The 14131-nt window shown below is 67.6% G+C and carries 12 protein-coding genes; 11 read left to right on the top strand and 1 reads right to left on the bottom strand.

Annotated features, from left to right (window positions below; all coding sequences use genetic code 11):
• Nucleotides 1-35: 35 nt before the first annotated feature.
• Entirely contained in the window at nt 36-2093 is a 2058-nt protein-coding gene (gene tkt / locus P7644_RS19130) for a transketolase (protein WP_404300828.1), read from the bottom strand.
• Nucleotides 2094-2210: 117 nt separating this feature from the next.
• On the opposite strand from tkt, the gene P7644_RS19125 reads away from it, so the two are divergent.
• The 11 genes from P7644_RS19125 (at nt 2211) to fba (ending at nt 13931) form a co-directional block, all read left to right on the top strand.
• On the top strand, nt 2211-2963 hold the full coding sequence (locus P7644_RS19125) for a nucleotidyltransferase family protein (RefSeq protein ID WP_404300827.1): 753 nt from the start codon (nt 2211-2213) through the stop codon (nt 2961-2963).
• Nucleotides 2964-2968: 5 nt separating this feature from the next.
• Nucleotides 2969-3883: a LysR substrate-binding domain-containing protein gene (locus P7644_RS19120; protein WP_404300826.1), complete on the top strand. Its 915-nt coding sequence runs from the start codon at nt 2969-2971 to the stop codon at nt 3881-3883.
• Between the two features lie 134 nt (nt 3884-4017).
• A complete protein-coding gene (locus tag P7644_RS19115) occupies nt 4018-5013 on the top strand; it encodes a Bug family tripartite tricarboxylate transporter substrate binding protein (RefSeq protein WP_404300825.1) in 996 nt (331 codons plus the stop codon).
• 4 nt (nt 5014-5017) lie between these two features.
• The gene (locus tag P7644_RS19110) at nt 5018-5416 is read left to right on the top strand and encodes a Zn-ribbon domain-containing OB-fold protein (protein ID WP_404300824.1); all 399 of its coding nucleotides are present in this window, start codon (nt 5018-5020) and stop codon (nt 5414-5416) included.
• Complete coding sequence (locus P7644_RS19105) at nt 5413-6576, top strand: thiolase (RefSeq protein ID WP_404300823.1); 1164 nt, start codon at nt 5413-5415, stop codon at nt 6574-6576. The genes P7644_RS19110 and P7644_RS19105 overlap by 4 nt, the downstream gene beginning before the upstream one ends.
• Before the next feature lie 10 nt (nt 6577-6586).
• On the top strand, nt 6587-7765 hold the full coding sequence (locus P7644_RS19100) for a CaiB/BaiF CoA transferase family protein (RefSeq protein WP_404300822.1): 1179 nt from the start codon (nt 6587-6589) through the stop codon (nt 7763-7765).
• Nucleotides 7766-8737: a Bug family tripartite tricarboxylate transporter substrate binding protein gene (locus P7644_RS19095; RefSeq protein WP_404300821.1), complete on the top strand. Its 972-nt coding sequence runs from the start codon at nt 7766-7768 to the stop codon at nt 8735-8737.
• Between the two features lie 14 nt (nt 8738-8751).
• Complete coding sequence (locus P7644_RS19090; RefSeq protein WP_404300820.1) at nt 8752-9516, top strand: enoyl-CoA hydratase; 765 nt, start codon at nt 8752-8754, stop codon at nt 9514-9516.
• Between the two features lie 49 nt (nt 9517-9565).
• Complete coding sequence (locus P7644_RS19085; RefSeq protein WP_404300819.1) at nt 9566-10948, top strand: aminopeptidase P N-terminal domain-containing protein; 1383 nt, start codon at nt 9566-9568, stop codon at nt 10946-10948.
• Between the two features lie 371 nt (nt 10949-11319).
• On the top strand, nt 11320-12756 hold the full coding sequence (gene pyk, locus P7644_RS19080) for a pyruvate kinase (RefSeq protein ID WP_404303253.1): 1437 nt from the start codon (nt 11320-11322) through the stop codon (nt 12754-12756).
• A gap of 110 nt (nt 12757-12866) precedes the next feature.
• Nucleotides 12867-13931 carry a class II fructose-bisphosphate aldolase gene (fba, locus tag P7644_RS19075; protein ID WP_404300818.1) on the top strand — a complete coding sequence of 355 codons (1065 nt, stop codon included), beginning with the start codon at nt 12867-12869 and terminating at the stop codon, nt 13929-13931.
• Nucleotides 13932-14131 lie beyond the last annotated feature (200 nt).

The following is a 14131-nucleotide window of genomic DNA, read 5'->3' as shown; positions in this document are numbered from 1 at the left end:
CCTCTAGGGATGGATGAAAAGAAAACCTGTAGGGGTCAGCGCTTGCGCGAAAGCGCCACGCGCACGGTGTCGGCCACGTTCTCGGCGGTGAAGCCGAAGTGCTTGAACAGCACGCCGGCCGGTGCCGACTCGCCATAGCTGTCGATGCCGACCACGGCGGCGCAGCCGTACTTCCACCAGAAGTCGGTCACGCCCATTTCCACGGCGATGCGCGGCAGGCCGGCGGGCAGCACCAGCTGTTTGTATTTCACGTCCTCGTGGTCGAAGGTGGTGGTGCTGGGCATGGAGACCACGCGCACGGCGATCTTTTTCTCGGCCAGGAGCTTTTGCGCGGCCAGGGCCAGCTGCACCTCGGAGCCGGTGGCGATGATCACGGCCTGCGCTTTCTTCTTCAGGCCGATGTCCTTGGGCTCGGAGAGGATGTAGGCACCGCGCGAGATGTCGCCCAGGTCGCTCTTGGGCGCGTAGGGCAGGTTCTGGCGCGACAGCAGCAGCGCCGTGGGCTTGTTGCGGTTGGACAGGGCCACGCTCCAGGCCACGGCGGTCTCGGTGGTGTCCGCCGGGCGCCACACGTCCAGGCCGGGGATCAGGCGCAGGCTGGCGGCATGCTCGATGGACTGGTGCGTGGGGCCGTCCTCGCCCAGGCCGATGGAGTCGTGCGTGAAGACATGCACCACGCGCTGCTTCATCAGCGCCGCCATGCGGATGGCGTTGCGGCTGTAGTCGCTGAACGTGAGGAAGGTGCCGCCGTAGGGGATGAAGCCGCCGTGCAGTGCCAGGCCGTTCATGATGGCGGCCATGCCGAACTCGCGCACGCCGTAGTTGATGTGGCGCCCGCCGACCTTGACGGTCTGCTCGCCCAGCGTGACCTCGGCCTGCACCACCTCGCCGGCCTCGTCGAAGCGCAGCGCGGGCGTGCTCTTGGTGTTGGTGAGGTTGGAGCCCGTCAGGTCGGCGCTGCCGCCCAGCAACTCGGGCAGAGCGGCGGTGAAGGCCTCTAGCGTGATCTGGCTGGCCTTGCGGCTGGCCACGGTTTCGGCCTTGGTGTGCGCGGCCACCACGGCGTCCACGGCGGTCTGGGCGAAATGCCGGGGCAGGTCGCCGGCCATGCGGCGCGTGAACTCGGCGGCCAGCTCGGGATAGGCGGCGGCATAGGCGTCGAAGCGCTGGCGCCACTCGCCCTCGGCCTGGGCGCCGGCGTCGCGGGCGCTCCAGTCGGCGTAGATGTCGGCCGGGAGCTCGAACGGCGCGTGGCTCCAGCCGATGGCGTTGCGCGTCAGCGTGATTTCGTCCGCGCCCAGCGGCTCGCCATGGGCCTTGGCGGTATTGGCGCGGTTGGGCGAGCCCTGGCCGATGGCCGTCTTGCAGACGATGAAGCTGGGCTTGTCCAGGCTGTCCTTGGCCAGGCGGATGGCGTCGGCCACGGCGCCGGCGTCATGGCCGTCCACGGGACCGATCACATTCCAGCCGCAGGCGCGCAGGCGCGCCGGCGTGTCGTCGATGAACCAGGGGGCGACCTGGCCGTCGATGGAGATGCCGTTGTCGTCGTACAGCGCGATGAGTTTGTTCAGGCGCCAGGCGCCGGCCAGCGCGATGGCTTCGTGGCTGATGCCCTCCATCAGGCAGCCGTCGCCCAGGAACACGTAGGTGTGGTGGTCCACCACCTTGTGGCCGTCACGGTTGAATTCCTTGGCCAGCAGCTTCTCGGCCAGCGCAAAGCCCACGGCGTTGGTCACGCCCTGGCCCAGCGGGCCGGTGGTGGTCTCCACGCCCGGGGTGATGCCGTGCTCGGGGTGGCCGGCGGTCTTGCTGTGCAGCTGGCGGAAGTTCTTCAGCTCGCTGACCGGCAGGTCATAGCCCGTCAGGTGCAACACCGAGTACAGCAGCATCGAGGCGTGGCCGTTGGACAGCACGAAGCGGTCGCGGTCCGCCCACAGCGGGTTGGCGGGGTTGTGCTTCAGGTGCTGGCCCCACAGCGCGACGGCCATGTCGGCCATGCCCATCGGGGCGCCGGGGTGGCCGGAGTTGGCTTGTTGAACGGCATCCATTGCGAGTGCGCGGATCGCATTCGCCATTTGTTGTGCATTGGCCATGTAGGGTGGCTCCACTGGAAAAGGGGCTGGGGCAAAGCCCGCCATTTTACCGGCCTGCCCCGGATGCCCCCCGTCATGGGGGCGCTGGGGGTAGGGCGATGCACTACAGTGCGGCCCATGCACACCCAGCCCCCCGCCCTGCTGCTGGCCGCCGGCCGCGGCGAGCGCATGCGTCCGCTCACCGACCACACCCCCAAGCCCCTGCTGCAGGTGCAGGGCCGGCCGCTGCTGGCCTGGCACCTGCAGGCCCTGGCCGAGGCCGGCGTGGCGCAGGTGGTGCTCAACACGGCCTGGCTGGGAGAGCAGATTTCAAGCTATTTTGGCCATCAGCCCTTGCTGGAAAAGCGCAAACAGCTATCAATTTCATATTCGCACGAGGGCCTGGACTTTGGCGGCGCGCTGGAGACGGCCGGTGGCATCGCGCGCGCGCTGCCGCTGCTGGCCAGCGAGGTGTTCTGGCTCGCGGCGGGCGATGTGTTCGCCCCGGACTTCCGCTTCGACCCCGAGGCCGCGCGGCGCTTTGCGCGGGGCGATGCACTGGCCCACCTGTGGCTGGTGCAGAACCCGGCGCACCACCCGCGCGGCGACTTCGGCCTGTCGGCAGACGGCCGGGCTGTGAACCTGCCCGCGGACAGCACGGCCCCGCGCCACACCTACAGCACCATCGCGCTGCTGCGTGCCGCGCTGTTCGCGCCGCCCTGGTGCGACATTCCCGCCGGCAATCCGCAGGGGCTGGCCGCGCCGCTGGCGCCGCTCTTGCGCCGCGCCATGGACGCCGGGCGCGTGACGGGCGAGCTCTACACCGGGCGCTGGACCGACGTGGGCACGCCCGAGCGCCTGGCGGCGCTCAACGCCGCCGTGCCGCGGTAAGCGCCATGCGCTACGAACTTTCGGACCTGCGGCTGTTCCTGGAAATTGCCCAGGCGCGCAGCCTGACGGCGGCCGCCGCCGCCGTGTTCATCACGCCGTCGGCCGCGAGCTACCGGCTCAAGAACCTGGAGCAGGCGCTGGGCACGGCGCTGTTCGAGCGCAGCTCGCGCGGCATGGACCTGACCCCCGCGGGCGAGGCCATGCTGCTGCATGTGCGCGAGCTGTTCGAGGGCATAGCGCGCATGCAGGGCGATGTCAGCCGTTTCATCTCGGGCGTCAAGGGCCATGTGCGGCTGGTGGCCAACAGCAGCTCGCTGAACGGCTTTGTCACGCCGACCCTGGGGCGCTTCCTGGTGGCCTATCCGGGCATCGATGCCGAGATCGAGGAGCGCCAGAGCGAGACCATTCCGGCCGCGGTGCTGGCGCGCGAGGCCGATGTGGGCATCTTCGCCGGTCCGTCGGCAGTGCAGGGGCTGGTCACCCATCCCTATGCCGTGGATCGTCTGGTTATCGTCACGCCGCGCGATCATCTGCTGGCCGTGCAGTCCAGCCTGCGCCTGGGCGCGGCGCTGGATTTCGACTTTGTCTGCATGGCGCGCAGCAGCAGCAACTACCTGTTCCTGCGCGACAGCGCGCAAAGGCTGGGCAAGACCGTGCGTGCACGCCTGCATGCCCACAGCTTTGACGCCGTGCTGTCGCTGGTCGCCGCGGGCGTGGGTATCGCCCTGGTGCCCAGCAGCGTGCTTGGCGGCCGGCTGCAGCCGGAGCAGCTCGCGGTGATTGCGCTGGATGAGCCCTGGGCCCTGCGCGAGCTGAGTCTGGTCGTGCGCAAGGACGCTCGCTTTCCGGACTTCATCACCGAGTTCGTGAACTTCCTGCTGGAAGACCCGCAGGTGGCCATGACGCGCGCGCCTGGCTGAGCCGCAGGCCAGGGCCGGCCATTCCAAATCCTTCAAGGCAGCCTTCGAATCTTTCTGATGGCCCCACGGGGCGGTGCTTCCTACACTGGCCTGGCGCTGGCATCACGGTCGGCAAGCACAAGAAGGAGACAAGGATGGATTTCACTTTCACACGGCACGCCAAGGCGCGCCTGGCCTGTGCCGCGGCCCTGGCCGCATCGCTCATGCCGGCCCATGCCCAGGGCGGCGCCTATCCCGCCAAGCCGGTCACGGTGGTGGTGGCCTTTCCACCGGGCGGCATGACGGACATCGTCAGCCGCGCGCTGGCCAAGGAGCTGCAGCAAAACCTCAAGCAGCCCTTCGTCGTGGAAAACCGCCCGGGCGGGGCCGGCCAGGTGGGCACGGAATACGTGGCCCGGCAGGCCGTCGATGGCTACACCCTGCTGGTGGGCGCCACCGGCTATGTGATCGCCCCGGCGATGAAGAAGGTGGGCTATGACCCGCTGAAGAGCCTGGAGCCGGTGGCCGTGCTGGCCCGTGCGCCCAACCTGGTCGTGGTGAATCCCAGCGTGCCCGTGAAGAACACCCAGGAATTCCTGGATTGGGCCAAGACACAGTCCAACATTCCGTTCGGCACGGCAGGTGCCGCGGGCTCCACCCACCTGGGCGGCGAGTGGCTGCGCAAGGTCACGGGCTACCAGTTCAACCATGTGCCCTACAAGGGTGCGGCGCCTGCGACCAATGACGCGGTCGCGGGGCAGATCCCGATGGCGGTGCAGGACTCGATGAGCGTGTCGGCCTTCATCTCCTCGGGCCGGCTGCGCCCCATCGCCAACATGGCGGCCGAGCGCAGCAAGCTGTTCCCCGAGCTGCCGACGCTGCGCGAGGCGGGACCGGCCTTCAAGGACTTCGACGTCTATACCTGGCTCGGCCTGTACGCGCCCGCGGGCACGCCGGCGCCGGTGCTGACGCTGCTGAACCAGCAGATCAACAAGATCATGAATTCGCCCGAGATGGTGGAGCGCCTGCGCCTGCAGTACAGCGAGCCGCTGGGCGTGATGGATCTGGCGCAGACGCGCGGCTTCGTGGCGGGCGAGGTCGCCAAATGGAAACGCGTCGTGTCCGAGACCGGTGTGAAATCCGAGGAGTGAACCCATGTCCGGCATCGGCATAGCTCAATCGGCCACCGCAGAGGCCTGCGACCAGCGCTACTTCGGCGCGCTGGCCGAGGGGCGCTTCGAGATCCCGCGCTGCACATCCTGCGGCAGGCACCATTTCTATCCGCGCCTGTGCTGCCCGTACTGTGGATCGCAGGATCTGCAGTGGGTCGCGCCCTCGGGCCATGGCACGGTGTATTCGGTGACCATTGTGCGCCGCGCGGAGGGCGACTACACGGTGGTGCTGGTGGACCTGGAGGAAGGCCCGCGCCTCATGAGCCGCGTGGTGGACATGCCGGTGGAGCAGGTGCGCATAGGCTTGGCCGTGCGCGCCCGCATCGACAGCACGCAGGAGGGGCCTTTGCTGGTTTTCACGCAACGGGAGGTGCAGGCATGAGCACGGGTACATCACGCGGCTCCATCGCCATCCTGGGCACGGGCCTGGCCGGCATGGGCCATGCCGGCGGCGCCACCGAGCAGGAGATCATCGCCCGCGCATCCTGCCTGGCGATAGAGCGCAGCGGCCTGCGCAAGTCCGATATCGACGGCATCATCACCTCCAGCCTGACCTCGCCCTGGTGGGTGATGCGCATGGCGGAATACCTGGGAATAAGGCCGCGCTTTTCCGACAGCACCATGTTCGGCGGCTCGGCCTTCATCGCCGACCTGAAGATCGCGCAGATGGCGATCGACGCGGGCGAATGCGAGAACGTGCTGATCTGCTACGGCGCCACGCCGCGTAGCGCGCCCAGCAGCTCGAAGATCAACCAGATGCGCGCCGAGCTCGATCCCCAGCCCTACGAGCACCCGTACAAGGCCTTCAACCCGGTATCGAGCTACGCCCTGGCCGCGGCGCGCCACATGTACGAGTACGGCACCACGCGCCGGCAGCTGGCCGAGGTGGCGGTGGCCGCGCGCCAATGGGCGCAGCTCAACCCCGACGCGTTCTCCAAAAAGCCCCTGAGCGTTGACGATGTGATCAACGCCAGGATGATCTCGGACCCGTTCACCACGCTCGATTGCTGCCTGGTCACCGATGGCGCGGGCGCCATCGTCGTCAGCTCGGCCAGCCGGGCCAAGGCGCTGCACGCCCAACCCATCTACGTGCTGGGCAGCGGCTTTGCGCACTGGCACCGGCAGATTTCGTGCATGGAAGACCTGACGGTGACGCCGGCCGTGGAGTCGGGGCGCAAGGCCTTCGCACAGGCGGGTTTGACGCCGGCCGACATCGACGTGGTGCAGCTGTACGACGCCTTCACCATCAACCCCATCCTGTTCCTGGAAGACCTGGGCTTCTGCAAGAAGGGCGAGGGCGGCGCCTTCATCGAGGGCGGGCGCATCGCTCCGGGCGGCGCCTTCCCGATGAACACCAACGGCGGCGGCCTGTCCTGCGTGCACCCGGGCATGTACAGCCTGTTCCTGATCATCGAGGCCGTGACGCAGCTGCGCGGCCAGGGCATGGCCAGGCAGGTGGCCGGCGCGCAGACGGCGCTGGTACATGGCAATGGCGGCGTGTTGTCCAGCGAGGCCACGGCCATTTTGTCGTCCGAGTTGTAGGAGAGATGTGATGCTTGCGAACGCACTGCAAGGCGTGCGGGTGGTGGACCTGTCGCGCATTCTGGCCGGTCCCTGGTGCACCCAGAACCTGGCGGACCTGGGCGCCGACGTGCTCAAGGTGGAGCGGCCCGGCCTGGGCGACGACACGCGCGGCTGGGGGCCGCCCTTCGTCACGGCCGCATCGGGCGAGAAGGTGGCGGCCTATTTCCTGTCCTGCAACCGCGGCAAGCAGTCGGTGACGGCGGACTTCGCCAACGCCGCCGACCGCGACTGGTTGCTGCGCCAGATCCGCGACGCCGATGTGCTGGTGGAGAACTACAAGGTCGGCACGCTGGCCAAATACGGGCTGGACTATGCGTCGCTGGCGGCGCTCAACCCGGGCCTGATCTACCTGTCCGTCACCGGCTTCGGCCAGAGCGGTCCGTTCGCCCACAGGCCGGGCTACGACTACATCTTCCAGGGCATGGGCGGCCTGATGAGCTACACCGGCATAGAGGACGGCGAGGCGGGCGCGGGCCCGCTGCGCGCGGGCGTGGCCGTGGTGGACCTGATGACCGGCATGTACGCCACCAGCGCCGTGCTCGCGGCCCTGGTGCAGCGCGGGCGCACCGGGCGCGGCCAGCATCTGGACATCGCCCTGCTGGACGTGGCCGTGGCCATGAATGCCAACCAGGCGAGCAACTACCTGGTGTCGGGCGAGAGCCCGGTGCGCAGCGGCAACACCCACCCCAATCTGGCGCCCTACGAGGTGTTTGCCTGCGCCGACGGGCACATCATCCTGGCCATAGGCAACGACACGCAGTTCGCGGCCTTCTGCCGGCTGATGGGCACCGACTGGCACAGCCAGAGCGACTTTGCAACCAATGCCGGGCGGCTTACGCATATCAAGCGGCTGCGCCCGCTGCTGCGCGAGAAGCTGGTGTGCTGGCAGGTGGCAGAGCTGGGCCGGGCGCTGGACGCCAACGGCATCTCCTGGGGCGGCATCAACGACCTGGAGCAGGTGTTTGCCCACCCCCAGGTGCAGCACCGCCAGATGCTGCAGACCGTGGAGCACCCGCAGCTGGGCCGGCTCAGGCTGGTGCGCAACCCCATGGTGCCCATGGACCAGGGCGTGCAGTCCACACCACCACCGGTACTCGGGCCTGCGGCATTGCCCGAATCCACTCATTACGACCGACAGGAGATTTGAATGAAGTATGTGAAGAAGACCTCGCTCGCGCTTGCGCTGTGCACGGCCGCCGCGCCGGCGGCCTGGGCCGCCGGCTACCCCGACAAACCCGTGCGCCTGATCGTGCCCTATGCCGTGGGCGGCGCGACCGATGTGATCGGGCGCGTGGTGGCGCGCTACCTGGGCGAGGCGCTGGGCCAGTCCATCGTGGTGGAAAACAAGCCCGGCGCCGGCGGCAGCACCGGCTCGCTCCATGCCTCCAAGCAGCCCGCGGACGGCTATACGCTGGTGATGATGGTGGAGAGTTCGCACGCGGTGAATCCCAACGTCTACGCCAAGCCGGCCTATGACCCGGTGAAGGATTTCACGCCCATCAGCAACATCGCCAACGTGCCGGGCGTGATGGTGGTCGGCATCGATTCGCCCTTCAAGACCGCCCAGGACGTGGCGGAGGCCGCGCGCAAGGCGCCGGGCAAGCTCAACTACGGCTCGTCCGGCAATGGCGGCTACAGTCATCTGAGCGGTGCGCTGTTCGGCAACACCACGGGCACGCAGATCACCCATGTGCCCTACAAGGGCCTGGGCCCGGCGCTGAATGACCTGATGGCCAGGCAGATCGACGTGGTGTTCGACAACATGCCCTCATCCGGCGGCCTGATTGCGGGCCACAAGCTGCGCGCGCTGGCGGTCTCCAGTTCCAAGCGGCTGGCCAGCCTGCCCGACGTGCCCACCTATGCCGAGGTGGGCCTCAAGCCCATGAACGTCATGTCCTGGTATGGCATCGGCGCGCCGGCCAACCTGGATGCCGCCATCCTGGGCAAGCTGAGCGCGGCGCTGAAAAAGGCGCTGCAGAACCCGGAGCTGGTGAAGACCATTGAGCAGCAGTCGGCCATCGTGGACTACCAGACGCCCCAGCAGTTCCGGGAAACGGTGGAACGCTCCAACAAGGCCTGGGCCCGACTGGTCAAGGACATAGCTTTCGAAAAAATGTGAAAGGTGGCACAGCCGTGTATTCTGAAATTTCCTACCCCACACCGACCACCGCCGTCCTGACCATCACCGACGCGGGCCCGCTGAATGTGCTCAGCACGCCCGTGATCAAGGCGCTGACGGCGCAGCTCGGCGCGTTGGCCGAGAACGCCGAACTGCACTGCCTGGTGCTGCGCGGCTCGGGCTCGCGCGCCTTCATCGCCGGCGCCGACATCAAGGAGCTGGCCACGCTGACGGCCGACAGCGGGCGCACCTTCATCAGCGCGCTGCGCGACCTGTGCAATGCCGTGCGCCATTTCCCCGTGCCGGTGATCGTGCGTCTGGAAGGGCACACGCTGGGCGGCGGCCTGGAGCTGGCCATGGCCGGCGACCTGCGCATTGCCGCTGATGACGCGGTGGTCGGCATGCCCGAGGTCAAGGTGGGCATCCCCTCGGTGATCCACGCCGCGATGATGCCGGCGCAGATCGGCTCGGCGCGCGCCGCCTGGCTGCTGCTCACGGGCGAGAACATCCCCGCCACCCAGGCCCAGCAATGGGGCCTGATCAACGAGTGCGTGCCCAGGGACAGGCTGGATGCGCGCATTCTGGAGATCGCCGCCGGACTGGCCGAGATCGGCCCCGTGGTGCTGCGCCAGCAAAAGCGCCTGCTGCGGCGCTGGGAGCGCATGGGCCTGGACGCCGCCATCGACGACAGCATTGCCGAGTTCGGCGAGGCCTTCAAGACCGGCGAGCCCCAGCACCATATGAACGCGTTCCTGGAGCGCAAAAACAAGCGCTCCTGAGCGGAGCGGGTTGGCGGGCGTGCGCGCCGCGGCGGCAGTACGATAGCGCATGACCTCCATCTACACCCAACGCCGCGCGCGCCTGGCGGCCCAGCTGGGCGCGGGCGGCATCGCCATCGTCCCCACTGCGCCCGAACGCCCGCGCAACCGTGACAGCGACTACCTGTACCGGCACGACAGCTACTTCTATTACCTGACCGGCTTCAGCGAGCCCGGCGCCTGGCTGGTGCTGAACGCCGAGGGCGAGGCCACGCTGTTCTGCCAGCCCAAGGACCTGGAGCGCGAAATCTGGGATGGCTATCGCCTGGGGCCCGAGGCGGCCGTGGCGGCCCTGGGGGTGAGCGCCGCGCATTCCACGGCCGAGCTTGATGCGCGCCTGCCGCGCCTGCTGGAAAACCGCGGCCAGGTCTGGTTTCCGTTCGCCACCCACAGCGGCCTGGCCGCGCGCGTGGAGGGCTGGCTGAACCAGGTGCGCGCGCGCGTGCGCTATGGCGCCCTGTGCCCGGCGCAGCAGGGCGACCTGTGCCTGCCGCTCGACGAGATGCGCCTGGTCAAGGACGAACATGAACTGGCCATATTGCGGCGCGCGGGCAGCATCAGCGCCCAGGCCCATGTGCGCGCCATGCAGCGCAGCAGCCGCATGCTGCGCGCCGGCGAAGACGTGCGCGAATACCACCTGGACGCCGAGCTGCTGCACGCCTTTCGCGAGCAGGGCTCGCAGTACCCGGCCTACGGCTCCATCGTCGCCGCGGGCGCGAATGCCTGCGTGCTGCACTACCGCGCCGACAAGGCCCCGGTGCGTGCCGGCGAGCTGGTGCTGATCGACGCGGGCTGTGAGCTCGACGGCTACGCCTCGGACATCACGCGCACCTTCCCGGCCGATGGTCGCTTCACCGGCCCGCAGCGCGCGCTCTACGACCTGGTGCTGGAAAGCCAGAAGGCGGCGATTGCCGTGACGCGCGCCGGCAGCCGCTTCAACGACCCGCATGACGCCGCCGTGGCCGTGCTGGCCCAGGGCATGCTGGACCTGGGCCTGCTCGACAAGAACCAGGTGGGCGGCGTGCAGGACGTGATCGGCTCGCGCGCCTATTTCCAGTTCTACATGCACCGTACCGGCCACTGGATGGGCATGGATGTGCACGACTGCGGCAGCTATGTGGAGCCCACCGAGGTCGGCCAGGTGAGCGAGCGCAAGGATCCGCTGTCGGGCGAGGCCATACTGAACCGCCCCAGCCGCATCCTGCGCCCGGGCATGGTGCTGACGATCGAGCCCGGCATCTACGTGCGCCCCGCGCCGGGCGTGCCCGAGCAGTTCCACCACATCGGCATACGCATCGAGGACGACGCCGTCGTCACCGCGGACGGCTGCGAGCTGCTGACGCGCGGCGTGCCCGTGGAGGCGGGCGAGATCGAGGCCTTGATGCGGCAGTAAAGCACCGCACGGCCCTGGTTTTCACTGGCCGCCAGCGCCGCTGCGCGCGGCAGCGCTTCGCCCTGAATTTATTGGAAAAATAGGGGTTTGCGCTTACCCATTAAGCGTGTTGTGCTACGAAAAATGATATCGATTGGCATGCGCGCAAATCAGGACTCCGACCGTCTTTCTGCGTGGCGGCACCGGGGCCGGCGTGAGGTTCGATCGGCCGGGCGCAGCCGTCATGTGCGGCGGTGCTGCTCCGCGCATATCTCTTATTCCAGATTTGACGCCATCATGGCCCGAATGGGCACGAAATAGGGCGTGCATGTAACGCGTTTTGTGCAAAAATCGAAACTCGATTACATCCCAATGGAAAGAAAGACATGTCCATGCGAAGCCGCCGTGCCACCAAGATCGTTGCCACCCTGGGTCCCGCCTCCAGCGACCCGCAACTGCTGGAGCAGATGATCGCAGCGGGCGTGAACGTGGTGCGCCTGAACTTCAGCCACGGCAAGGCGCGCGACCATGTGGAGCGTGCCACCATGGTGCGCGCGGCCGCCCAGCGCGCCGGGCGCGAGGTGGCCATCATGGCCGACCTGCAGGGCCCGAAGATCCGCGTCGGCAAGTTTGCCGAGGGGCGCGTGCATCTGGAGGTGGGCCAGCCCTTCGTCCTGGACGCCTCGCGCATCGATCCCGGCGACCTGCAGGGCGTGGGCCTGGATTACAAGGAGCTGCCGCGCGATGTGAAGGCCGGCGACATTCTGCTGCTCAATGACGGCCTGATCGTGCTCACCGTGGATGCCGTGCGTGGCGAGGCCGTGCACACCACGGTGAAGCTCGGCGGTGAGCTGTCCAACAACAAGGGCATCAACAAGCAAGGCGGGGGGCTGACGGCACCGGCGCTCACGGCCAAGGACATGGAGGACATCAAGACGGCGATGAGCTTCCAGGCCGACTATGTGGCCGTGAGCTTTCCCAAGAATGCCACCGACATGGAAATGGCGCGCCAGCTGTGCAACGTGGCGGCGGCGGAGTACCGCCACAAGCCGGGCCTGATCGCCAAGATTGAGCGCGCCGAGGCCATCCCGCGCCTGGAGGAGATCCTGCGCGTCTCCGACGGCATCATGGTCGCGCGCGGGGACCTGGCGGTGGAGGTGGGCAACGCGGTCGTGCCGGCGCTGCAGAAGAAGATGATCCGCATGGCGCGCGACATGGACAAGGTCGTGATCACCGCCACGCAGATGATGGAGAGCATGATCACCAACCCGGTGCCCACGCGCGCCGAGGTCAGCGACGTGGCCAACGCCGTGCTTGACGGCACCGACGCCGTGATGCTCAGCGCCGAGACCGCTGCCGGCAAGTACCCGCTGGAGACGGTGCAGGAGATGGCCAAGATCTGCGCCGCCGCCGAGGCCGCCGAGGACCCGGACCGCGACGCCGACTTCGACGGCGAGACCGCGGGCCGCGTGGATCGGTCCGTGGCCATGGGGGCGCTGTTCACGGCGCACCACCTGGGCGCCAAGGCCATCGTGGCCATGACCGATAGTGGTTCCACGGCCTTGTGGATGAGCCGCACCCGTATCCACATTCCCATCTACGCGCTCACCCCCAAGGTGGCCACGCAGCGGCGCATGGCCATGTTCCGCAACGTGCGCCCCCTGCTCATGGACATCAGCGCCGACCGCGACACGGCCCTCGGGCAGGCGGAAAACCACCTGAAGATGCGCAACATCGTGCAGCAGGGCGACCTGTATGTGATCACCTGCGGCGAGCCCATGGGCCAGCCGGGCGGCACCAACATGCTGAAGATCTGTCGCGTTCACTGAAGCGGCACGGCGGGTTATAGGAAACGGCAGTGCGGCAGGGCCGGGTAAAATCACGGGTTACCAAGCGGTTACAACCGCTTTTTCCCAACCCCTCGAACGGATCCACCGCCATGCCTCTTGTCTCGATGCGCGAACTCCTGGACCATGCCGCCGACAACGGCTATGGCATCCCCGCCTTCAATGTCAACAACCTGGAGCAGGTGCAGGCCGTGATGGCCGCAGCCGACGAGGTGGGCGCGCCCGTCATCCTCCAAGCCAGCGCCGGTGCGCGCAAATACGCGGGCGAGAGCTTCATCAAGTACCTGATTGCCGCCGCCGCCGAGGCCTATCCGCATATCCCGCTGGTCATGCACCAGGACCATGGCACCTCCCCCGCCATTTGCCAGGGTGCGCTGAACCTGGGCTTTGGTTCGGTGATGATGGACGGCAGCCTGAAGGAAGACGGCAAGACGCCCGCCGACTTTGACTACAACGTGCGCGTCACGCGTCAGGTGGTCGAGATGGCTCACAGGGTCGGCGCCACCGTCGAGGGTGAGCTCGGCTGCCTGGGCAGCCTGGAGACCGGTGAGGCCGGCGAGGAGGACGGCATTGGTGCGGCGGGCAAGCTCAGCCACGCCCAGATGCTGACCGACCCCGAGGAGGCCGCACAGTTCGTCAAGGCCACGCAGCTAGACGCCCTGGCCATAGCCATTGGCACCAGCCACGGTGCCTACAAGTTCACGCGCCCGCCCACGGGCGATGTGCTGGCGATCTCGCGCGTCAAGGAAATCCACGCGCGCATTCCCAATACCCATCTGGTGATGCACGGTTCGTCGTCCGTGCCGCAGGACCTGCTGGACATCATCAACCAGTTCGGCGGCAAGATGAAGCAGACCTACGGCGTGCCGGTCAAGGAGATCCAGGAAGCCATCAGGCACGGCGTGCGCAAGATCAATATCGACACCGACATCCGCATGGCCATGACCGGCGCGGTGCGCAAGTTCCAGGCCGAGAATCCCGACAAGTTCGACATGCGCGAGTGGATGAAGCCCGCGCGCGAGGCCGCCAAGGCGGTGTGCAAGCAGCGCTACCTGGAATTCGGCTGCGAGGGCCAGGCCGGCAAGATCAAGGGTATTGCGCTGGACGTGATGGCGCAAAAATACGCTGCGGGTGAACTGGCCCAAGTGGTGAACTGATACCTGTACCGCCACCCTGCGCAAAACGGCAGCCTTTGGGCTGCCGTTTTTTTTCGAAGATGTTGCCGCATCAGCGCAGGCGGTAAAGCCTTGAAGTTTCTTCATGTAAGCTTGTGTTCAGACTGCGCGTGTGGCATGGAGCATACCGGCCTTCTGTCATGCAGCGCCTGCAAGCCTCCACGGGGCTTGCGCAACGATTG

The sequence above is a fragment of the Alicycliphilus denitrificans genome (assembly GCF_044792555.1).
GTDB classification, from domain to species: Bacteria; Pseudomonadota; Gammaproteobacteria; order Burkholderiales; family Burkholderiaceae_C; genus Alicycliphilus; species Alicycliphilus denitrificans_A.
This window is presented reverse-complemented; position numbering and strand designations above follow the sequence as displayed.

Bases quoted from the DNA above. Each gene is read 5' to 3' on its own strand.
- tkt (WP_404300828.1), bottom strand. From the start codon at position 2,093: ATGGCCAATGCACAACAAATGGCGAATGCGATCCGCGCACTCGCAATG.
- P7644_RS19125 (WP_404300827.1), top strand. From the start codon at position 2,211: ATGCACACCCAGCCCCCCGCCCTGCTGCTGGCCGCCGGCCGCGGCGAG.
- P7644_RS19120 (WP_404300826.1), top strand. From the start codon at position 2,969: ATGCGCTACGAACTTTCGGACCTGCGGCTGTTCCTGGAAATTGCCCAG.
- P7644_RS19115 (WP_404300825.1), top strand. From the start codon at position 4,018: ATGGATTTCACTTTCACACGGCACGCCAAGGCGCGCCTGGCCTGTGCC.
- P7644_RS19110 (WP_404300824.1), top strand. From the start codon at position 5,018: ATGTCCGGCATCGGCATAGCTCAATCGGCCACCGCAGAGGCCTGCGAC.
- P7644_RS19105 (WP_404300823.1), top strand. From the start codon at position 5,413: ATGAGCACGGGTACATCACGCGGCTCCATCGCCATCCTGGGCACGGGC.
- P7644_RS19100 (WP_404300822.1), top strand. From the start codon at position 6,587: ATGCTTGCGAACGCACTGCAAGGCGTGCGGGTGGTGGACCTGTCGCGC.
- P7644_RS19095 (WP_404300821.1), top strand. From the start codon at position 7,766: ATGAAGTATGTGAAGAAGACCTCGCTCGCGCTTGCGCTGTGCACGGCC.
- P7644_RS19085 (WP_404300819.1), top strand. From the start codon at position 9,566: ATGACCTCCATCTACACCCAACGCCGCGCGCGCCTGGCGGCCCAGCTG.
- pyk (WP_404303253.1), top strand. From the start codon at position 11,320: ATGCGAAGCCGCCGTGCCACCAAGATCGTTGCCACCCTGGGTCCCGCC.
- fba (WP_404300818.1), top strand. From the start codon at position 12,867: ATGCCTCTTGTCTCGATGCGCGAACTCCTGGACCATGCCGCCGACAAC.